General features: G+C 64.7%; 28 protein-coding genes. 26 read left to right on the plus strand and 2 right to left on the minus strand.

Translation table 11 applies throughout. The annotated features are described in order from the left end of the window. Nucleotides 1–153 precede the first annotated feature (153 nt). The 26 genes from rpsJ (at nucleotide 154) to O6X71_RS13950 (ending at nucleotide 16,927) form a co-directional block, all read left to right on the plus strand. Nucleotides 154–462 (plus strand): 30S ribosomal protein S10, encoded by a 309-nt coding sequence (rpsJ, locus tag O6X71_RS13825; RefSeq protein ID WP_007406109.1) that lies wholly within the window; start codon nucleotides 154–156, stop codon nucleotides 460–462. Nucleotides 463–750: 288 nt separating this feature from the next. Next, a complete protein-coding gene (gene rplC / locus O6X71_RS13830; protein ID WP_056060507.1) occupies nucleotides 751–1,497 on the plus strand; it encodes a 50S ribosomal protein L3 in 747 nt (248 codons plus the stop codon). 2 nt (nucleotides 1,498–1,499) lie between these two features. Then, on the plus strand, nucleotides 1,500–2,126 hold the full coding sequence (gene rplD / locus O6X71_RS13835; protein WP_056047616.1) for a 50S ribosomal protein L4: 627 nt from the start codon (nucleotides 1,500–1,502) through the stop codon (nucleotides 2,124–2,126). Next, nucleotides 2,119–2,433 carry a 50S ribosomal protein L23 gene (locus O6X71_RS13840; protein WP_056047618.1) on the plus strand — a complete coding sequence of 105 codons (315 nt, stop codon included), beginning with the start codon at nucleotides 2,119–2,121 and terminating at the stop codon, nucleotides 2,431–2,433. The genes rplD and O6X71_RS13840 overlap by 8 nt, the downstream gene beginning before the upstream one ends. Nucleotides 2,434–2,437: 4 nt before the next feature. After that, nucleotides 2,438–3,277, plus strand: coding sequence for a 50S ribosomal protein L2 (rplB, locus tag O6X71_RS13845; protein ID WP_055872649.1), 840 nt, complete (start codon nucleotides 2,438–2,440; stop codon nucleotides 3,275–3,277). 1 nt (nucleotide 3,278) lies between these two features. Beyond that, the gene (rpsS, locus tag O6X71_RS13850; RefSeq protein WP_031393761.1) at nucleotides 3,279–3,554 is read left to right on the plus strand and encodes a 30S ribosomal protein S19; all 276 of its coding nucleotides are present in this window, start codon (nucleotides 3,279–3,281) and stop codon (nucleotides 3,552–3,554) included. Then, nucleotides 3,554–3,931: a 50S ribosomal protein L22 gene (rplV, locus tag O6X71_RS13855; RefSeq protein ID WP_056047621.1), complete on the plus strand. Its 378-nt coding sequence runs from the start codon at nucleotides 3,554–3,556 to the stop codon at nucleotides 3,929–3,931. The genes rpsS and rplV overlap by 1 nt, the downstream gene beginning before the upstream one ends. Then, a complete protein-coding gene (rpsC, locus tag O6X71_RS13860; protein ID WP_055872646.1) occupies nucleotides 3,931–4,638 on the plus strand; it encodes a 30S ribosomal protein S3 in 708 nt (235 codons plus the stop codon). The genes rplV and rpsC overlap by 1 nt, the downstream gene beginning before the upstream one ends. A gap of 15 nt (nucleotides 4,639–4,653) precedes the next feature. Further along, nucleotides 4,654–5,088 carry a 50S ribosomal protein L16 gene (gene rplP / locus O6X71_RS13865; protein WP_031393758.1) on the plus strand — a complete coding sequence of 145 codons (435 nt, stop codon included), beginning with the start codon at nucleotides 4,654–4,656 and terminating at the stop codon, nucleotides 5,086–5,088. 4 nt (nucleotides 5,089–5,092) lie between these two features. Further along, the gene (gene rpmC / locus O6X71_RS13870; protein ID WP_353466359.1) at nucleotides 5,093–5,299 is read left to right on the plus strand and encodes a 50S ribosomal protein L29; all 207 of its coding nucleotides are present in this window, start codon (nucleotides 5,093–5,095) and stop codon (nucleotides 5,297–5,299) included. Nucleotides 5,300–5,309: 10 nt separating this feature from the next. Next, entirely contained in the window at nucleotides 5,310–5,582 is a 273-nt protein-coding gene (gene rpsQ / locus O6X71_RS13875) for a 30S ribosomal protein S17 (protein ID WP_031393756.1), read from the plus strand. A gap of 267 nt (nucleotides 5,583–5,849) precedes the next feature. Continuing rightward, nucleotides 5,850–6,218 carry a 50S ribosomal protein L14 gene (gene rplN / locus O6X71_RS13880; RefSeq protein ID WP_031393755.1) on the plus strand — a complete coding sequence of 123 codons (369 nt, stop codon included), beginning with the start codon at nucleotides 5,850–5,852 and terminating at the stop codon, nucleotides 6,216–6,218. Continuing rightward, complete coding sequence (rplX, locus tag O6X71_RS13885) at nucleotides 6,218–6,535, plus strand: 50S ribosomal protein L24 (protein ID WP_056047623.1); 318 nt, start codon at nucleotides 6,218–6,220, stop codon at nucleotides 6,533–6,535. The genes rplN and rplX overlap by 1 nt, the downstream gene beginning before the upstream one ends. A 49-nt stretch (nucleotides 6,536–6,584) precedes the next feature. Then, entirely contained in the window at nucleotides 6,585–7,148 is a 564-nt protein-coding gene (gene rplE / locus O6X71_RS13890; RefSeq protein ID WP_082441396.1) for a 50S ribosomal protein L5, read from the plus strand. Between the two features lie 158 nt (nucleotides 7,149–7,306). Next, nucleotides 7,307–7,612 (plus strand): 30S ribosomal protein S14, encoded by a 306-nt coding sequence (rpsN, locus tag O6X71_RS13895; RefSeq protein WP_056015537.1) that lies wholly within the window; start codon nucleotides 7,307–7,309, stop codon nucleotides 7,610–7,612. Between the two features lie 10 nt (nucleotides 7,613–7,622). Beyond that, nucleotides 7,623–8,018 (plus strand): 30S ribosomal protein S8, encoded by a 396-nt coding sequence (rpsH, locus tag O6X71_RS13900; RefSeq protein WP_031393751.1) that lies wholly within the window; start codon nucleotides 7,623–7,625, stop codon nucleotides 8,016–8,018. Continuing rightward, the gene (gene rplF / locus O6X71_RS13905; RefSeq protein WP_056047628.1) at nucleotides 8,018–8,551 is read left to right on the plus strand and encodes a 50S ribosomal protein L6; all 534 of its coding nucleotides are present in this window, start codon (nucleotides 8,018–8,020) and stop codon (nucleotides 8,549–8,551) included. The genes rpsH and rplF overlap by 1 nt, the downstream gene beginning before the upstream one ends. Further along, nucleotides 8,551–8,907, plus strand: a complete 357-nt coding sequence (gene rplR, locus O6X71_RS13910; protein WP_031393749.1) for a 50S ribosomal protein L18 — start codon at nucleotides 8,551–8,553, stop codon at nucleotides 8,905–8,907. Before rplF ends, rplR begins: the two co-directional genes overlap by 1 nt. A gap of 3 nt (nucleotides 8,908–8,910) precedes the next feature. Further along, nucleotides 8,911–9,705 (plus strand): 30S ribosomal protein S5, encoded by a 795-nt coding sequence (gene rpsE / locus O6X71_RS13915; RefSeq protein ID WP_060524133.1) that lies wholly within the window; start codon nucleotides 8,911–8,913, stop codon nucleotides 9,703–9,705. Nucleotides 9,706–9,711: 6 nt separating this feature from the next. Beyond that, nucleotides 9,712–9,888 carry a 50S ribosomal protein L30 gene (gene rpmD / locus O6X71_RS13920; protein WP_055872633.1) on the plus strand — a complete coding sequence of 59 codons (177 nt, stop codon included), beginning with the start codon at nucleotides 9,712–9,714 and terminating at the stop codon, nucleotides 9,886–9,888. Between the two features lie 120 nt (nucleotides 9,889–10,008). Further along, entirely contained in the window at nucleotides 10,009–10,551 is a 543-nt protein-coding gene (gene rplO, locus O6X71_RS13925) for a 50S ribosomal protein L15 (protein ID WP_056047631.1), read from the plus strand. Between the two features lie 402 nt (nucleotides 10,552–10,953). After that, nucleotides 10,954–12,318, plus strand: coding sequence for a preprotein translocase subunit SecY (gene secY / locus O6X71_RS13930; RefSeq protein ID WP_055872627.1), 1,365 nt, complete (start codon nucleotides 10,954–10,956; stop codon nucleotides 12,316–12,318). A 52-nt stretch (nucleotides 12,319–12,370) separates the two neighbouring features. Beyond that, nucleotides 12,371–13,021 carry an adenylate kinase gene (locus O6X71_RS13935; RefSeq protein ID WP_353466360.1) on the plus strand — a complete coding sequence of 217 codons (651 nt, stop codon included), beginning with the start codon at nucleotides 12,371–12,373 and terminating at the stop codon, nucleotides 13,019–13,021. A 439-nt stretch (nucleotides 13,022–13,460) separates the two neighbouring features. Continuing rightward, complete coding sequence (locus tag O6X71_RS13940; RefSeq protein WP_056050249.1) at nucleotides 13,461–14,153, plus strand: winged helix-turn-helix domain-containing protein; 693 nt, start codon at nucleotides 13,461–13,463, stop codon at nucleotides 14,151–14,153. Continuing rightward, nucleotides 14,150–15,496: a sensor histidine kinase gene (locus tag O6X71_RS13945; protein ID WP_056486867.1), complete on the plus strand. Its 1,347-nt coding sequence runs from the start codon at nucleotides 14,150–14,152 to the stop codon at nucleotides 15,494–15,496. The genes O6X71_RS13940 and O6X71_RS13945 overlap by 4 nt, the downstream gene beginning before the upstream one ends. A gap of 171 nt (nucleotides 15,497–15,667) precedes the next feature. Next, nucleotides 15,668–16,927 (plus strand): MFS transporter, encoded by a 1,260-nt coding sequence (locus tag O6X71_RS13950; RefSeq protein WP_353466361.1) that lies wholly within the window; start codon nucleotides 15,668–15,670, stop codon nucleotides 16,925–16,927. Nucleotides 16,928–16,960: 33 nt separating this feature from the next. Here O6X71_RS13950 and rsmD read toward each other — a convergent pair whose 3' ends face one another. Together rsmD and O6X71_RS13960 are read right to left on the minus strand one after the other, a co-directional pair. Continuing rightward, complete coding sequence (gene rsmD, locus O6X71_RS13955; protein ID WP_353466362.1) at nucleotides 16,961–17,503, minus strand: 16S rRNA (guanine(966)-N(2))-methyltransferase RsmD; 543 nt, start codon at nucleotides 17,501–17,503, stop codon at nucleotides 16,961–16,963. Further along, a complete protein-coding gene (locus tag O6X71_RS13960; protein ID WP_353466363.1) occupies nucleotides 17,503–19,083 on the minus strand; it encodes a pseudouridine synthase in 1,581 nt (526 codons plus the stop codon). The genes rsmD and O6X71_RS13960 overlap by 1 nt, the downstream gene beginning before the upstream one ends. Between the last annotated feature and the right edge of the window lie 15 nt (nucleotides 19,084–19,098).

A 19,098-nucleotide genomic window follows, 5' to 3' on the forward strand; every position in this document is an offset into this window, starting at 1 on the left:
GCAGGGCGCCCTCCGATAATGCCCGCCAGATCCCGAAAACCCTCAACCGCCAGTTGCATTTCACCCGACTCTCCCGTAATGGCCCGCCTTCGGTTTAAACATCAACCAGCAAGAGCCCGGAAACGGGCCCGCTCTTTCGCATCGGTAGGGACTATGGACAGCAATATCCGCATTCGTCTGAAGGCGTTCGATCACCGTGTGCTCGATCAGGCCACTGGCGACATCGCCGACACCGCACGCCGCACCGGCGCGCTCATCCGCGGTCCGATTCCCCTTCCGACGCGCATCGAAAAGTTCACCGTGAACCGCGGCCCGCACATCGACAAGAAGTCGCGCGAGCAGTTCGAGGTGCGCACGTACAAGCGTATGCTGGATATCGTCCAGCCGACGCCGCAGACGGTCGATGCGCTGATGAAGCTGGACCTCGCCGCTGGCGTTGACGTCGAGATCAAGCTCGCCTAAGGGCTGGCGCGGCGCGGTCGAGCGGTAACGGTCCCGCGCCGTTCGACATTGGGATACCGCCGTCGGTGAAAACCGACGGGGCAGCGTCCCCCGTCACGCTTCCGCACTCGCGGAAGCACCAGCCCGGGACGGGGGCACGTTTCGTATTTACCGGGTTGAACCGACTCCATTCAGGGCATTTGCCGGGGATGGGGTCAGGTGGACGCATCATGGAGCTCGCTCCGGACATGGTCCGCAAGCCCCCGAGGAATAGTCCGACGGGGCCTCTGTCTAGGAAGGGACAAGATCATGCGTACTGGCGTGATCGCGAAGAAGATGGGGATGACCCGCCTGTTCCAGGAAGATGGTCGGCACGTGCCGGTCACCGTTCTGGCACTCGAAGGCAATCAGGTCGTTTCCGTTCGCGAAATGGATCGTGACGGCTACACTGCCGTCCAGCTTGGTGCAGGTGTCGCCAAGTCGAAGAATGTCGCAAAGCCGCAGCGCGGCCATTTCGGCAAGGCCGAAGTGGAGCCCAAGGCTGTCGTCCATGAGTTCCGCGTGAACGCAGACGGCCTGCTCGACGTCGGCGCCGAGATCTCGGCCGACCATTACGTCGCAGGCCAGATCGTCGATATCCAGGGCAAGACCCAGGGTAAGGGCTTCCAGGGCGGCATGAAGCGTTGGGGCTTCGGCGGTCTGCGGGCAACCCACGGCGTGTCGGTCTCGCACCGTTCGCTCGGTTCGACCGGTCAGCGCCAGGATCCGGGCAAGGTCTTCAAGAACAAGAAGATGGCCGGCCACATGGGCGACAAGTATCGCACCCAGCAGAACCTCGAGATCGTATCGACGGACGTTGAGCGTGGTCTCCTGTTCGTCAAGGGTTCGGTTCCTGGCTCCAAGGGCGGCTGGCTCTTCGTCAAGGACTCGGTGAAGGTCGCGCGCCACGCCGACGCACCGTTCCCCGCCGGTCTCAAGACCGCAAACAGCAACACCGCAGCAGACACGCCGGCCGAAACGACCGACGCACCTGCAGCCGACGGCCAGGAGGGCTGAGCGTGAAGATCAAGGTTTCATCTTTCGCCGGCACTGACGCAGCGGACATCGAGCTCAACGACGAGGTCTTCGGCCTCGATCCGCGCGCCGACATCCTGCACCGTGTCGTCACCTGGCAGCTCGAGAAGCGTCGCGAGACGGCTCGTGGCACCCGTGAGCGCGCTGACGTCGCACGCACCGGCAAGAAGTTCGGTCGCCAGAAGGGCGGCGGTACGGCTCGTCATGGCGATCGTCGCGCACCTGTGTTCATCGGTGGTGGTAAGGCTCACGGCGCACGCGTCCGTGACTTCAACCCGTCGCTGAACAAGAAGGTTCGCTCGCTCGGCCTGCGGATGGCTCTCAGCAGCCACGCCAAGGCGGGTTCGCTGGTCATCATGGACAGCCTGGCTGTCGAGGGTGGCAAGACCAAGACGCTGCAGGGCGATCTCGCAAAGCTCGGCTTCGGCAAGCGTGCGCTCGTCATCGACGGCGACATGGTCGACACCAGCTTCGCATTCGCTGCGGGCAACCTGTACGAAGTGAACGTGATGCCGGCTGCCGGCGCGAACGTTTACGACATCCTGAAGCATGACACGCTGGTGCTGACGCGCGCCGCTGTCGAAAAGCTGGAGGCGCGCTTCCATGGCTAAGAAGCAGAAGGCGGGCATCGATAATCGTCATTACGACGTTATCCTGGCCCCGCACATCACCGAGAAGACGACGACCCTGTCGGAGTTCAACGCGGTTGTGTTCAAGGTATCGAACGATGCCACGAAGCCCGAGATCAAGGCGGCCGTCGAGGCGCTGTTCGACGTGAACGTCGTCGGCGTGAACACGCTCGTCCAGAAGGGCAAGACCAAGAAGTGGAAGGGCACGAACTACTCGCGCTCCGACATGAAAAAGGCAATCGTGACGTTGAAGGACGGTCAGTCCATCGACGTGACGACGGGGATCTGAGGCCATGGCACTCAAGCATTATAATCCGACATCGCCGGCACGCCGCGGTCTCATCCTGGTCGACAAGTCGTCGCTCTGGAAGGGTCGCCCCGTCAAGGCGCTGACCGAAGGTAAGCACAAGACTGGCGGTCGTAACAACAAGGGCCATGTGACCTCGCGCGGCATCGCCGGCGGTCACAAGCAGAAGTACCGCTACATCGACTTCAAGCGTCGCAAGTGGGACGTCGAAGGCACCGTCGAGCGGATCGAGTATGATCCCAACCGCACCGCGTTCATCGCCCTGGTCAAGTACCCGGACGAGGAACTCGCCTACATTCTGGCGCCACAGCGTCTGGCCGTCGGCGACAAGGTCCTCGCGGCCAAGAAGACCGACGTGAAGCCAGGCAATGCCATGGAACTCGGTCAGATGCCGGTCGGCACCATCGTCCACAACGTGGAGATGAAGCCGATGAAGGGTGGCCAGATCGCCCGTTCGGCCGGCACGTACGTGCAGGTCGTCGGTCGCGACAAGGGCATGGTGATGGTCCGCCTCAACTCGGGCGAGCAGCGCTACATTCGCAGCGATTGCATGGCGACGGTTGGCGCGGTCTCGAACCCCGACAACCAGAACCAGAACCTGGGCAAGGCAGGCCGTTCGCGCTGGATGGGTATCCGTCCTCTGACGCGCGGCGTCGCCAAGAACCCGGTCGACCATCCGCACGGCGGTGGTGAAGGCCGTACCTCGGGTGGCCGTCATCCGGTTACGCCTTGGGGCAAGCCGACGAAGGGTGCGCGCACGCGTCATAACAAGTCGACCGACAAGATGATCATCCGGTCGCGTCATTCGACGAAGAGGAAGGGCTAACATGGCTCGTTCAGTCTGGAAGGGCCCCTTCGTGGACCTTCATCTGCTCAAGAAGGCAGAAACCGCCCAGGACACCAACGCGCGTTCGCCGATCAAGACCTGGTCGCGTCGCTCGACGATCCTGCCGTCGTTCGTGGGTCTCACGTTCAACGTCTATAACGGCCGCAAGTTCGTGCCCGTCTCGGTCAACGAAGACATGGTCGGCATGAAGCTCGGTGAGTTCGCGCCCACGCGCTACTTCCCCGGCCACTCCGCCGACAAGAAGGGCAAGCGCTGATGTCTAAGCAAGTCAGCCCGCGCAAGGTCGCGGACAACGAGGCGCTTTCGGTCGGTACGCAGATCCGTGGTTCCGCGCAGAAGCTCGGCCTCGTGGCTGCGCTGATCCGTGGCAAGAAGGTCGGCGATGCGATGAACATCCTCGCCTTCTCGACCAAGGGCATGGCGATCGAAGCGCGCAAGGTGCTGGCCTCGGCCATCGCCAACGCCGAGAACAACCATAACCTCGACGTCGACGCACTCGTCGTCGCCGAGGCTTCGGTCGGCAAGTCGATCACGATGAAGCGCTTCGCTACCCGCGGCCGCGGCAAGTCGACCCGCATTCTCAAGCCATTCAGCCGTCTGCGCATCGTCGTGCGCGAGCAGGAAGAAGCATAATGGGTCAGAAGAGCAACCCCATCGGTCTGCGTCTGCAGATCAACCGTACCTGGGATAGCCGCTGGTACGCCGAAGGCGCCGACTATGGTCGGCTCCTGCTCGAGGATCTCAAGATCCGCGCATTCATCATGAAGACGCTGCCGCAGGCCGCGATCTCCAAGGTGGTCATCGAGCGTCCGGCCAAGCTGGCCCGCATCTCCATCTTTGCTGCACGCCCCGGCGTGATCATCGGCAAGAAGGGTGCGGACATCGAGAAGCTGCGTTCGACGATCGGCAAGATGACGTCGTCGACCGTGTCGCTGAACATCGTCGAGATCCGCAAGCCGGAAGTCGATGCGCGTCTCGTCGCGCAGGGCATCGCCGATCAGCTCGAGCGTCGTATCGCCTTCCGTCGCGCCATGAAGCGTGCGGTCCAGTCGGCGATGCGTCTCGGTGCCGAGGGCATCCGGGTGAACTGCGGTGGCCGTCTTGGCGGCGCCGAGATCGCACGGTCGGAGAGCTATCGTGAGGGTCGGGTTCCGTTGCACACGCTGCGCGCGAACATCGATTATGCCGAGGCTACGGCGCACACGTCCTACGGCGTTTGCGGCGTGAAGGTCTGGGTCTTCAAGGGCGAGATTCTCGGCAACGATCCGACGTCGTACGACCGCATCATGATGGAGGCTCAGACCTCCGGCGTGCGGCCGCAGCGCGACGATCGTCGCTAAGGGGCAGGAACAGACATGCTGCAACCAAAAAAGACCAAGTTCCGGAAGGCCTTCAAGGGCAAGATTTCGGGCGACGCCAAGAGTGGCTTCTCGCTCAATTTCGGCTCCTACGGCCTTAAGGCGATGGAACCCGACCGGATCACCGCACGCCAGATCGAGGCGGCCCGCCGCGCGATCACGCGTCACATGAAGCGCCAGGGGCGTTTGTGGATCCGCATCTTCCCAGACCTTCCGGTCTCGGGAAAGCCAGCCGAAGTCCGCATGGGTAAGGGCAAGGGCGCGCCGGAATACTGGGCCGCTCGCGTCAAGCCGGGTCGGATCCTGTTCGAGCTCGACGGCGTCGACGGCAAGATCGCCGCCGAGGCGTTCGAGCGGGCGGCCATGAAGCTGCCGATCAAGGTAAAGGTCGTTGCCCGCCTGGGCGACACCTCGCATCTGGGAGGCGAGTAAGATCATGGCTCGTATCGACGACATGAAGACCAAGAGCGACGACCAGCTGTCGGAGTCGCTCGGCGAACTGAAGCGCGAGCAGTTCAACCTGCGCTTCCAGGCCGCCACGAACCAGCTCGAAAAGCCGAGCCGCGTTCGTGAGGTCCGCCGCGACATCGCTCGCATCAAGACCCTGCAGGCTCAGCGCATCAGCGCTGAAGCCGCGAAGTAAGGAACGTATCATGCCGAAGCGCGTGCTGACCGGTCTGGTCGTGTCCGACAAGGGCGACAAGACGGTGGTCGTGAACGTCGAGCGTAAGGTGAAGCACCCGCTCTACGGGAAGATCATCCGTCGCTCGAAGAAGTATCATGCTCATGACGAGAGCAACGAGTTCAAGCAGGGCGAGACCGTGCGGATCGAAGAGACCGCGCCGATCTCCAAGCTGAAGACCTGGAAGGTGATCGAGCGGGTCAACACCCACGCGACGCCGGAGCGGGCTTCGGCCGAGGGCTGAACTGGTACGCTCCAAACCCCGTCTTCCCAGCGACAGCTGGGATCTTGTGGAAAGGGGCGATCGGCTCGAACAGGGATACCCCAGCTTCCGCTGGGGTGACGGGTTTGAGTTAAGAGGGCAGGGGGGAAACCTCCTGCGCTCTTGTTTTCGTAAACGGGAACGGCTAAGCGGCCGCTCCTCCCCGCTGCGGTTCGTCCGTGGCGGGGTGATTTTTTAGGCGGGGTTCGGTCGGTATCGACCCCAGAGACAGAGAAGGGATACGGATCCATGATCCAGATGCAGTCCAATCTCGACGTCGCTGACAACAGCGGCGCGAAGCGGGTGCAGTGCATCAAGGTGCTTGGGGGTTCCAAGCGTCGTGTTGCAGGCGTTGGCGACATCATCGTCGTCAGCATCAAGGAAGCGCAGCCACGTGGCCGTGTGAAGAAGGGCGACGTTCACCGCGCGGTGATCGTGCGTACCGCCAAGGATATCCGCCGTGCAGACGGTACGGTCATCCGCTTCGACGGCAATGCCGCGGTGCTGGTCAACAAGAACGAGGAGCCGATCGGCACCCGTATCTTCGGCCCAGTCGTTCGCGAGCTGCGCGGCAAGAAGCACATGAAGATCATCAGCCTTGCGCCGGAGGTGCTGTAATGGCGTCGCAGCGTATCAAGAAGGGTGACAAGGTCATCGTCCTGTCCGGCAAGGACAAGGGCAAGACCGGTGAAGTCACCGTCTCCATGCCGAAGACCGACAAGGTCGTCGTATCGGGCGTCAACATCGCCGTGCGCCACACCAAGCCGACTCAGGGTGACCCGCAGGGTGGCCTGATCCGCAAGGAAGCACCGATGCACGTTTCGAAGGTCGCGCACGTGACCGCAGACGGCAAGCCGACCCGCGTCCGCTTCGAGGAGCAGGACGGCAAGAAGGTCCGCGTCGCCGTCAAGACCGGGGAGAAGATCAATGGTTGATCAGAACACTGGCGAGCAGGCCGGCACCGAGGCCGTCTACGTCGCGCGCATGCGCAAGCTGTACGACGAGACGATCATCAAGGCGATGACCGAGAAGTTCGGTTACAAGAACGTCATGGAGATCCCGCGGCTCGACAAGATCGTGCTGAACATGGGCGTCGGCGAAGCCACGCAGGACAAGAAGAAGGTCGACCAGGCTGCTTCCGAAATGGAGCTGATCGCCGGCCAGAAGCCTGTCGTGACAAAGGCCAAGAAGTCGATCGCACAGTTCAAGCTGCGTGAAGGCATGCCGATCGGCGTGAAGGTCACCCTTCGCCGCGAGCGCATGTACGAGTTCCTCGACCGTTTCATCACGATCGCTCTTCCCCGCGTCCGCGATTTTCGCGGGCTCAACCCGAAGAGCTTCGATGGCCGCGGCAACTATGCCTGCGGTATCAAGGAGCAGATCGTGTTCCCAGAAATCAGCTATGACCGAGTCGACAAGGTCCGTGGCATGGATGTGATCGTGACGACGACCGCAAAGACCGACGACGAGGCTCGCGAGCTTCTTCGTCTGTTCGGTTTCCCGTTCCCGATCGAAGACGACGCTGCCGACGAGAAGAAGGCAGCTTAAGTAACTCCCTCTCCCCTCGGGGAGAGGGTTGGGGTGAGGGGGAGTGAGTCTCCCTCGCCCCGCCCGAAAACTGGAGGCGTGGTCCTGCTGGGCTGCCCCTCACCCCGACCCTCTCCCCGGAGGGGCGAGGGGGCAGAAGAAAGAAAGAACTTAAGTCGATGGCGAAACTGAGTTCAGTCAACAAGAACGAGCGCCGCAAGCGCATGGTCAAGCAGTATGCCCCGAAGTACGCGGCACTGAAGGCAATCGCAGCGGATAAGACGCTCGACGACGGTGAGCGTCTGATCGCTCGCCTCAAGATGGCGGCACTGCCGCGCAACGCGAACCCGACCCGCATCCGTAACCGGTGCGAGCTGACCGGTCGCCCGCGCGCCTATTACCGCAAGTTCCGGCTCTGCCGTATTCAGCTGCGCGATCTGGCCAACAAGGGCCTCATCCCCGGCGTCACGAAGTCGAGCTGGTAAGGACTAAATCATGGCAGTGACCGATCCCCTGGGTGATTTGCTCACCCGTATCCGTAATGGCCAGCGCGCGAAGAAGGACTCCGTCCTCACGCCGGCGTCGAAGCTGCGCGTCCGCGTGCTCGACGTTCTGCAGCGCGAAGGCTATATCCGTGGCTATAGCGAAGAGCAGATGGGCCCCGCGGCCGGCCTTCGCATCGAGCTGAAGTATTTCGAGGGCCAGCCTGCGATCAAGCATGTCGCGCGCGTCTCGAAGCCCGGCCGTCGCGTCTATTCCGGCTCGCAGGAACTCCCGCGCGTCCGTAACGGCCTCGGCATCACCATCGTCTCGACGCCTCGCGGCGTGCTGTCGGATTCCGAAGCACGCGAGCAGAACGTCGGCGGCGAAGTCCTCGCGGAGGTGTTCTGATGAGCCGCATTGGTAAGAAGCCGGTCACCGTACCGGCGGGCATCACGCCGACCATCGAGAACAAGCAGCTGACGATGAAGGGCCCCAAGGGTACCCTCAAGATGCCGCTTCGCGACGAGATCAGCTACACGATCGAAGACGGTGGCATCTCGGTGCAGCCGGCCAACGACACCAAGCGCGCTCGCGCGTTCTGGGGCATGCAACGGACCATGGTGCAGAACCTGGTCACCGGCGTGTCGGAAGGCTTCACCAAGAAGCTGCTGATCACCGGCGTCGGCTATCGTGCCGCAGCGCAGGGTCGCAACCTCAAGCTGCAGCTCGGCTACAGCCACGACGTCAACATCGACGTGCCGGAGGGGATCGAAGTCAAGACCCCCGACAACACGACGATCGAGATCTCGGGTTCGGACAAGCAGATGGTCGGTCAGCTGGCCGCGGAAATTCGTCAGTGGCGCAAGCCCGAGCCTTACAAGGGCAAGGGTATCAAGTACGACGGCGAGTTCATCTTCCGCAAGGAAGGGAAGAAGAAGTAATGACCAAGGGACTTTCTCTTTTCGCCAAGCGGCGTCGCCGCAACCGTACCGCGCTCCGCGCACGTGCAGGCACCCGTCCGCGGTTGTCGGTGCATCGCTCGGGCAAGCACATCTATGCCCAGGTGATCGACGATGCCGCCGGCACGACGGTCGCATCGGCCTCGACGCTGGAGAAGGACGTGCGTGGCACGTCCGGCGCCAACATCGACGCGGCGACTTCGGTCGGCAAGCGCGTCGCCGAGGCTGCCAAGGCAGCGGGCGTGACCCAGGTCGTGTTCGATCGCGGCGGCTTCCTCTACCACGGTCGCGTGAAGGCTCTTGCCGATGCCGCGCGCGAAGCCGGATTGGAGTTCTAAGACATGGCTGACGAAAACAACACGCCGGCAGTAATCGCTCCCGAGACGACCGCACAGGACGTCACGGCTCAGAATGTCCCGCAGAGCACTGGCTACCAGGGCAACAACGGCGGCGGTCGCGGTCGCGGCGGTCCCGGTGGCGGCGGCGGCGGTGGTCGTGGTGGCCCCGGCGGCAACCGCAGCGGTGGCCCAGGCGGCAACCGCGGTGGTCGCGACGGCGGTCGCGGTCGCGACAATCGTGGCGGTCGTCCGGGTGCGGACGATGGTGGCGAAGAGCTAATCGAGAAGCTGGTGCACATCAACCGCGTCTCGAAGACGGTCAAGGGCGGTAAGCGCTTCGGCTTCGCAGCGCTGGTCGTCGTCGGCGACGGCAAGGGTCGTGCAGGCTTCGGTCATGGCAAGGCACGCGAAGTGCCGGAAGCCATCTCGAAGGCGACGGCTGCTGCCAAGAAGAAGATGGTTCGCGTTCCGTTGAAGGACGGTCGCACGCTGCATCATGACGGCAACGGTCACTTCGGTGCCGGCAAGGTCACGCTGCGGTCGGCACCTCAGGGTACCGGCATCATCGCCGGTGGCCCGATGCGCGCAGTCTTCGAATCGCTGGGCGTTGCGGACGTTGTCACCAAGTCGGTCGGCACGTCGAACCCCTACAACATGATCCGCGCCACGTTCGAGGCCCTTGGCGAGCAGACCTCGCCCAAGGCCGTCGCACAGCGTCGCGGCAAGAAGATCGCCGACCTGCTCGGCCATGGTGGTTCGAAGACCGCCGAGGCCGATGCAGCTGCGATCACGGAGTAAGCGATCATGGCAACCATCAAGATCACGCAGACCGGTTCGCCGATCCGCCGCGAGAAGGATCAGCGCGCAACGCTGATCGGTCTCGGTCTCAACAAGATGCACAAGACCCGCGAGCTGGAAGACAGCCCAGAGGTCCGCGGCATGATCCGCAAGGTGCAGCACATGGTGTCCGTCGAAGGCTGAGCCTTCACGCTACCTAGTGACAAATACCGGGAAGGGGGCTAACGGCCCCCTTCCTTATTTCCGGATTCGAACCCGGCGATTTCAAACCAGCGCGTAACAAGCGAAAGCGAGTGCATTACCATGAAGCTCAACGAACTCCGCGATAACGAAGGTGCCCGTAAGTCCAAGATGCGCGTCGGACGCGGCATCGGCTCGGGCAAGGGCAAGACCGCAGGCCGCGGCCAGAAGGGCCAGAAGAGCCGCGAGGGCGTGTCCATCGCCGGCTTCGAAGGCGGCCAGATGCCACTTCACATGCGTCTGCCTAAGCGCGGCTTCAACAACATCTTCCGCAAGGACTTCGCAGAGGTCAACCTCGGCGCGATCCAGCTCGCGGTCGATGCCGGCAAGATCGAGGCCAACGCCACGCTCGACCACGACGCGCTGAAGGCCGCTGGCCTGGCACGCGGCGGCAAGGACGGCGTCCGCCTCCTCGCCAAGGGCGAGCTGACCACGGTCCTCTCGTTCACCGTCGACGGCGCGTCGAAGGGCGCGATCGAAGCGGTCGAGAAGATCGGCGGCAAGGTCGAGGTGATCCACTTCGTCCCCGCAGCCGAGAAGGCCGCCGCCAAGAAGGGCGTGAAGTACAAGGAGCGTGCGGCGCACAAGGCGTCGTTCAAGGCCTGACCTTGATGGGGGAGGGGGCGCCGAGTGCGCTCCCTCCCTTTTCGTTTGTGGCTTCTGAGACGCTCCGCCGTGGCAGCCCACGCGATCTCACCCCCATCCCGTTCGTGCCGAGTAGAGGTCGAGCGTAGTCGAGAACTCGTATCGAGGTACAAGACCCAAGCGGGCCAGTCCTTCGATACGCCGTCTCGACAGGCTCGACGACTACTCGGGACGAACGGGATGGGGTGGGGGCAACAAGGCGGCGTTATTGAATGGACGAGGTGGTCATCCACCCATCCATATCCGCCTTAGCCATTAGACAAGCGCGCCCGTGCTCCTATATGAGCGGCGGGGGCGGTCACAACGCGTTCCGCCTTGTTTGTTTCCAGCCCGCCTTCTTTGTTTTCCAGGACGATCACACGCATGGCATCCGCAGCCGACCAGATGGCGCAAAGCATCAGCCTTTCGAAATTCGCGAAGGCGACCGACCTCAAGAAGCGGTTGTGGTTCACGATCGGTGCGCTGATCATTTTTCGCCTGCTCAGCTATGTCCCGCTGCCGGGTGTCGACCCGACGGCGCTCGGCCTGCTCTCGCAGCAGACGCAGGGCGGCGTGCTCGATTTCTTCAACACCTTCTCGGGTGGCTCGCTCAGCCGCATGTCGCTGATCGCGCTCGGCGTGATGCCCTACATCACCGCCTCGATCGTGGTGCAGCTCGCGACTTCGCTGTCGCCGACGCTCGCCGCGATCAAGAAGGACGGCGAATCGGGTCGCAAGCGCCTCAACCAGTACACGCGCTACGGCACGGTCGGGCTGACCGCGGTGCAGGGCTATTTCATCGCCGTCGGCCTTGAGACGCTCGGCGCGGCACAGGGCATCCAGGCGGTCATCGAGCCCGGCATGATGTTCCGCGTCGCGGCCGTCATCTCGCTGATCGGCGGTACGATGTTCCTGATGTGGCTCGGCGAGCAGATCACCAGCCGCGGCATCGGCAACGGTGTCTCGTTGATCATCATGGCCGGCATCGTCGCGCATCTCCCCGTCACGCTCGTCAACCTGCTCGAAGGCGGTCGCTCGGGTTCGCTCGATCCGATCAAGCTGATCGGCATCGTCGTCGCGGTGGTCGTGCTGATCCTCTTCATCTGTTTCATGGAGCGCGCGCAGCGCCGCATCCTGATCCAGTATCCCAAGCGCCAGACGCAGCGCGGCATGCAGGCCGATCGCAGCCATCTGCCGCTGAAGATCAACACCGCCGGCGTGATCCCGCCGATCTTCGCTTCGTCGCTGCTGCTGATGCCGCTGACGATCTCGCAGTTCGCCGGTCAGCGCGTTGCGGGTGAATCGAAGTGGGGTGATTTCATCATCACGCTCAACCAGTATCTTCAGCACGGTTCGCCCGTGTACATGCTGCTGTACGGCGCCGGCATCATCTTCTTCTCGTTCTTCTACACCGCGGTCGTCTTCAACCCCGAGGAAACCGCCGACAATCTGAAGCGCAATGGCGGGTTCATCCCCGGCATCCGCCCGGGCAAGAACACCGAGAACTACTTCGATTACGTGTTGACGCGCATCACCGTCATCGGCGCGGCGTATCTGACGATCATCTGCCTGTTGCCGGAATATCTGGTGACCGCGTTGCAGATCCCGTTCTACCTCGGTGGCACCAGCCTGCTGATCGTCGTCAACGTGACGATGGACACGGTGACGCAGATCCAGTCGCACCTGCTGGCTCACCAGTATGGCGACCTGATCAAGAAGGCGAAGCTCAAGGGCAATCGACTTCGTTAAGCTGCGGGTCTAACGCGGTAAAAATCCTGCACGAACGAGGGGAGTGCGTTTCGTGAATATCATCCTTCTTGGACCGCCCGGCGCGGGCAAGGGCACCCAAGCCGCCACGCTCGTCAGCGAGCGCGGCATGGTGCAGCTTTCGACCGGTGACATGCTGCGTGCAGCGGTCGCCGCCGGAACGCCGGTCGGCCTCCAGGCGAAGTCCGTGATGGAATCCGGTGGTCTCGTCTCGGACGAGATCGTGTCGGGCATCATCGGTGAGCGCCTCGACCAGCCGGACACCGCGAACGGCGTCATCTTCGACGGCTACCCGCGCACCGCAGCGCAGGCGGAAGCGCTCGACGGCCTGCTCGCAGACCGAGGTCGCACGCTCGATTACGTCATCGAGTTGGGCGTCGACGAAGCTGCGCTGATCGACCGCGTCGTAGGCCGCTATACCTGCGCTAAGTGCGGCACGGGCTATCACGATCGCTACAAGAAGCCGGCCGTCGCTGGCGTCTGCGACATCTGCGGCTCGACCGAGTTCAAGCGCCGTCCCGACGACAACGCGGAAACGGTCCACAACCGCATGGCGGAATACCGCGCGAAGACGGCGCCGATCCTGCCGATCTACGACGCACGAGGCCTGGTCCACCGCGTCGACGGAATGGCCGACATTGCGCACGTGGGCTCGGCGATCGCTGCGATTCTCGACAAGAAGTAAGTGTGTTCCGCCGCTGAGGCGGGGCCCTAGTTATGGGCCACGCCCTCGCCCCCTCTTCCGTCATCCCGGCGAACGCCGGGATCCACGGATACGGCGGACCAAGCGAGAGCGTGCTACCACTCCCCACTCCGCAACCATGGGTCCCGGCGTGCGCCGGGATGACGGGGTAGGAGTGGCGGGATTGCTGAGGCGCTTTCGTCTCAGGCCCACAACAACATCAACATGACGAAATTGTCACCCCTCGGTCATCGCCCTGACCCCCGCCCGATCCTAGAACGACCACGTGGCCAGCAACGGTCGCATGAGTTTCCAGAGATCGGTGCCCGTCACTCCCGGGGGTACCGTGGGGGCCGGCGGGAAGGGTTCTTTCCGCCGGCCTTTCCGTTTATAAGGGCAGGAGATGGTGACCGAAATCGGTGGCAGGGAAGGTGATACCGCGTTGAGCCGCAAGATCCTGATCGTCGAGGACGACGCCTCGACATCCGCCTATCTTGCCAAGGGCTTGGCTGAGGCCGGCCATGCAATCGAGGCCTGTGCAGACGGCCGCGACGGCCTGTTCCTGGCAAGCGAGGGCATCTTCGACCTCATCATCGCTGATCGCATGCTGCCGGGCCTGGATGGCCTGTCGATGGTCAGCGCAATTCGCGCCGCGGGTATCGCTACGCCCGTCCTTATCCTGTCCGCGCTCGCCGCCGTCGACGACCGCGTCGATGGCCTCAAGGCCGGCGCCGACGATTATCTGTGCAAGCCCTTCTCGTTCGCCGAGCTCTCCGCGCGGATCGAGGCCATGCTCCGCCGCTCCGACCGTGCCGCGACAGAGCCGCAGAAAACCAAGCTCTCCGTCGGCGATCTCGAGATCGACCTGCTCGCCCGCGCGGTGTCGCGCGCCGGCCGCTCGATCCCGCTCGGCGCCCGCGAGTTCAACCTGCTTGAGTTCCTCGCCCGCCACGCCGGCCAGGTGGTGACGCGCACTATGATGCTCGAGAAGATCTGGAACTATCACTTCGACCCGGGCTCGAACGTCGTCGACGTCCATATCGGCCGTCTCCGCCGCAAGCTCGAGGAAGGTTTCCCGACGCCGATCCTCCATACGGTCCGCGGCGCAGGCTACCGGCTCGCCGTCGAAGGGTGATTCGCCTTTCGGTAACAGCCCGAATCGCGCTGCTCTCGATCGCGCTGGCGCTGATCTCCAATCTTGCGCTGGTCGGCTTCGTCTGGAAGACCACCAGCGCGGACGCGATCGATGCAATCAGGCGCGAGACCACCGAACAATCGGAAGCCCTGCGCGCGGTCTGGCGTAACGGTGGCCTCCCCGCGATCCGTCAGGCGATCGACAGCGCTGTCGTCCCCGGCGACGTCTCGCTCGTCCTCGCAGTCGTCGACCCGAAGGGCAGGGCAGTCGTCGGCATTGCGCCCGAGCGCCTCGCAGTCCCGCTTCGCATCACACAGTTCCGGATCGCACGACTCGGTGCCGACGAACTCTGGTCGGCGCGCGAGACCGGGTACGCGCTCCATCCCCTCGGCAGTTACTGGCTGCTGACCGGCCGCAATCTCGACCTGATCGCCGCGGAGGAGCGCGCGATCGAACGTGCGCTCGCGGTCGCCGTGTTCCTGTCGCTAGCGCTCGGCGTGGTAGGCGGGTTGGTCCTCACGCGATACGTCAGCCGCCGGCTCGACGGCATCGCCAAGGCGATCGAGGCGGCTGGCGAAGGTGACCTGTCTCGCCGGGTCGACATGATCGCGGGGGGCGGCGATGCGTTCGATCGTCTTGCTGCCCGCCTCAATGTCATGCTGGGCAAGCTCGAAGGCGTCATGGCCGAACTGCGGATCGTCACCGACAGCCTCGCACACGACCTCCGCTCGCCTCTCGCGCGTCTGCGCACCAAGACCGAGCAGGCGGTGTTGATCGCCGATCCCGACGCGCGGGAAGCGGCGCTGGGCGGCCTCCTGGTCGAAACCGACCTGGTGATGCGGATGCTGACGATGGTGATCGAGATCAGCCGCTCGGGCTCGGTCTCCCGCGATCGCTTCATCGAGGTCTCACCGGCGAACCTGCTGGAGGAGATCGGCGAACTCTACGCGCCCGTCGCGGAAGACGCCGGCCTCGTCTTCACGATCGCGATCGACGACCGCCCACCGCCGATGAAGCTGCACCGCGAGCTCATCAGCCAAGCGATCACCAACCTGATCGACAACGCGCTCCGTCACGGCGCGGGCGGTGGCGAAGTCACGCTGCGGATCGTCCACCGCACCGACGGCGTCGCGATCCAGGTCGAGGACCGCGGCCCCGGCATCGCCGCCTCCGACCGTGCACAGGCGCTAAAGCGCTTCGGCCGCCTCGACAGCGCGCGGTCCACCCCCGGTGCGGGCCTCGGCATGGCGCTGATCGAGGCGGTGGCTCGGCTCCACGATGGCCACTTCGAACTCGCCGACAACGCCCCAGGTCTGGTCGCGCGGATCGTCCTCCCAGTCTGATCCTCCCCCGCCAGAGGGCGGTGGCTAGCGCTTGCCAGACGGAGGGGGAGGAAAGGGTAACCTCGGTTGCGTCTCCTCCCCCTCCGTCGCTACGCGCCACCTCCCCCTGGCGGGGAGGATTGTAAGCCGCAATCGGTTGACCGGAACCGCCTCCCCGGCGAGACCGTGTCCATGACGACGCTTGCCTCCCACCGCCGCATCCTCGCCGCCAGCTTGGTCGGCACCGCGGTCGAGTTCTACGATTTCTATATCTACGCGACCGCCGCGGCACTGGTGTTCGGGCCGCTGTTCTTTTCGGGGCAGTCCGCGTCGGCGCAGTTGCTGCTGAGCTATGCGACGTTCGGCCTGGCCTTCGTTGCACGCCCGGTCGGCGCGATCGTGTTCGGGCATTTCGGCGATCGGATCGGGCGCAAGTCCACCCTCGTCGCATCGCTGTTGTTGATGGGCGGATCGACCGTCGGCATCGCGTTTCTCCCCACCTATGCGCAGGTCGGCTGGATCGCGCCCGCGCTGCTGTGCCTGATGCGGCTCGGGCAGGGGCTCGGCCTTGGCGGCGAATGGGGCGGGGCGGCGCTGCTGGCGGTCGAGAACGCGCCGCCGCACCGCAAGAACACCTGGGGCATGTTCCCGCCGCTTGGCGCCCCGGTGGGTTTCCTCGCCGCCAACGGACTGTTCCTGGTCATCGGGCTCGTGCTCGACGAAGCGCAGTTCATCGCCTGGGGCTGGCGCATTCCGTTCCTACTCAGCGCGATCCTCGTCGGGCTCGGCCTATGGGGCCGGCTCAAGCTGACCGAAACGCCGGCGTTCCTCGAAGCCGAGGCGACCGAAGCGCTCCCCAAGGTGCCGATCGCGACACTTCTCACACAGCATCTTCGTGCGACGCTGGCGGGCACGTTCGGCGTCGTCGCATGCTTCGCGCTGTTCTATCTCGCGACCGCGTTCGCGCTTGGCTACGGCACGAAGACGCTCGGCTATTCGCGCGAGGCGTTCCTCGGTGTCGAACTCGTCGCGATCTGGTTCCTGGCAGGCGGCGTGATCGTGGCCAGCGTTCTAGCGGACCGGCATTCAGCAGCACGGATGCTCGCGATCGGGTTTGCCGGGTGCATCGGCGTCGGCGCGCTGATGGGGCCGATGCTGGGCTCGGGATCGCTGTTCACGGTGTGGCTGTGGCTGTCGGGCGCGCTGTTCGTGATGGGGTTCGCCTATGGGCCGCTCGGCGGGTGGCTGCCCAGCCTGTTCCCGGCGGGGGTGCGCTACACCGGCGTGTCGATGACGTTTAACCTTGGCGGCGTGCTGGGCGGTGCGCTGGCGCCGATCGTCGCGGAGGCACTGGCCCCGCATGGGTTGTGGCTGGTCGGCGGGTATCTCATGGCGGCCGGGGTGCTGAGCCTTGGCGGGCTGCTGATCCTCGGCCGCACGACCGACGATTAAAATGCCCTCCCGCCTTCGCGGGAGGGCATACCTTTACGCCGATACTGGCCGCAAAAGCGTCAGCCGCGCCTTGCCGTGTACGCGCGTGGCGTCGACCTCGAAGCCCGCCAGTTCGACGACCTCGGCCTTCGCCGTCTCCAGGCTGATCCATGTCGCCGGCCCGACCCAACCCAGCCGCGACAGCTTGTCGAGCGTGACCAGTCCGGCGCCGGTGTTGTAGGGCGGATCCATCAGGATTACGTCGAGCGGCGCCGGCGCGGGCCCGAGCGCCATCACCGACGTGGCGCGGACATCACCGCGGATTTCCAGCTTGGCGAGGTTCGCCTTCAGCGCGTCGACCGCCAGCTTGTCCGATTCGACGAACATGCACGTCGCCGCGCCACGCGAGAGTGCCTCGATTCCAAGCGCGCCCGAGCCCGCGAACAGATCGGCGACCGCCAACCCCTCGAAACTCCCGACGCGGCTCGTCAGCATCGAGAACAACGTCTCGCGCATTCGGTCGGCGGTGGGACGGGTGGTGTCACCCTTGGGCGCGGCGATCTGACGGCCGCGGTTCAGTCCTGCGATGATACGCATCAGCGCTTCCCTCCACGTGGTGCACGGGGCGGATGACCGCGCCCTCCGGACGGACCCTTGCCGGGTGCAGTAGGACGAGTGCCGCGTTCAGGACGCGCCGGGCCTTCCGAACGCACGGGTCGTGGCTCGGCACCCGGACGTCCGCTAGCACTCCGCGCCGCGCGCTTGTCGAGTGAGCTACGCCCCCGTGTATCGTCGGCCTGCGGACGGAAGCCCCGCGGCTGTTCCTGACGCTGTACGGTGGCGCCCGCGCCGACCCGCGACGGCGCAGCGCGCTCCCGCGGTGGCTTGGCGGCGCGGAAATGCTTGATCTTGGGGCTCGTGCTCAGCTCCTCGCCGCGGTCCGCACGCTCCTGCCGCACATACGGCTTGGACGTCTCGCCACTCGTCGGCCGGGCGTGGTGCGTGCCCGTCGGCCGCGCGGCGTTGCGTGTATCCGACCGCGCCCAGGGATCGTTGACGTCGCCGCGCTGCATCGCCGCGGTCGGACGGATGCGCTCCGGACGTGCCGGTCGCGAAGGCCGATCGGTCGGTACCGCGCCGCTCGAAAAGCCCGAGCTTGCAGGTGCAGCATACGGACTGCGAACCGGCGTACGCACGCCAGCAGCAGGCCGCGCGCCCGAAACCGGACGCGCGCCCGGCGCTGGCCGTGCCGTCGGAGCAGGCCGCGGCGCATTGCTACCCCGTTGGCTAGACCGCGCACCGATCCCGGCTCCCGCACCGGCGCTCGCACTGATCCCGATATTCGCGCGCGCCCCCGGACCCTCGGGCCGACCCTTCGCGAGTTCCTTCTGGAACGCGACGACGTCGTGCTGGAGCACTTCGCCGATCTGCCCCGGCGGCAAGTCGCCGAGCACGAACGGGCCGTAGCGCGTCCGGATCAGCCGCGAGACCTGCAACCCGAGATGCTCCAGCACGCGGCGGACTTCGCGGTTCTTGCCCTCGGTCAGGATCATCTCGATCCAGACGTTCGCGCCGGTGCGCCGCTCGATATTCGCGTTGATCGAACCATAGCGCACGCCTTCGATCTCGATACCCTCGATCAGTTCCTCGAGCTGCGGCTGCGTGATGTTGCCGTAAGCGCGCGCGCGATAGGCACGCTCTACGCCGGTCGCGGGCAGTTCGAGCTGGCGCTTGAGGCCACCATCGGTGGTCATCAGCAACAGCCCCTCGGTGTTGAGATCGAGCCGCCCGACCGGCACGAGCCGCGGCAGATCCTGCGGCAGGCGATCGTAAATCGTCGTGCGTCCGGCCGGATCGCGCTCGGTGACGAGCAGCCCGGTCGGCTTGTGATACAGGAACAGCCGAGCCGAACTGGGTGCCTCGACCGGGTCGCCATCGACCGTCACGCCGTTGAGGTTGCGCAGGATGGTGGCGGGCGTGTCGAGAATGCTGCCGTTGAGCGCGACGCGGCCCTCGGCGATCATCCGCTCGATATCGCGGCGCGAGGCGATCCCGGCGCGCGCGAGCAGCTTGGCGATGCGGTCGCCCTTGATCGGTGCGGCCGGCGTTTCGGGGGAGGTTGCGGGCGCGTCGTTCGACGGGCTGGCAGTCGGGTTATCGTCTTTTGAAGTCGTCATGGCGCGGCTGATACT

The organism is Sphingomonas faeni (assembly GCF_040407505.1).
GTDB classification, from domain to species: Bacteria; Pseudomonadota; Alphaproteobacteria; order Sphingomonadales; family Sphingomonadaceae; genus Sphingomonas; species Sphingomonas faeni_E.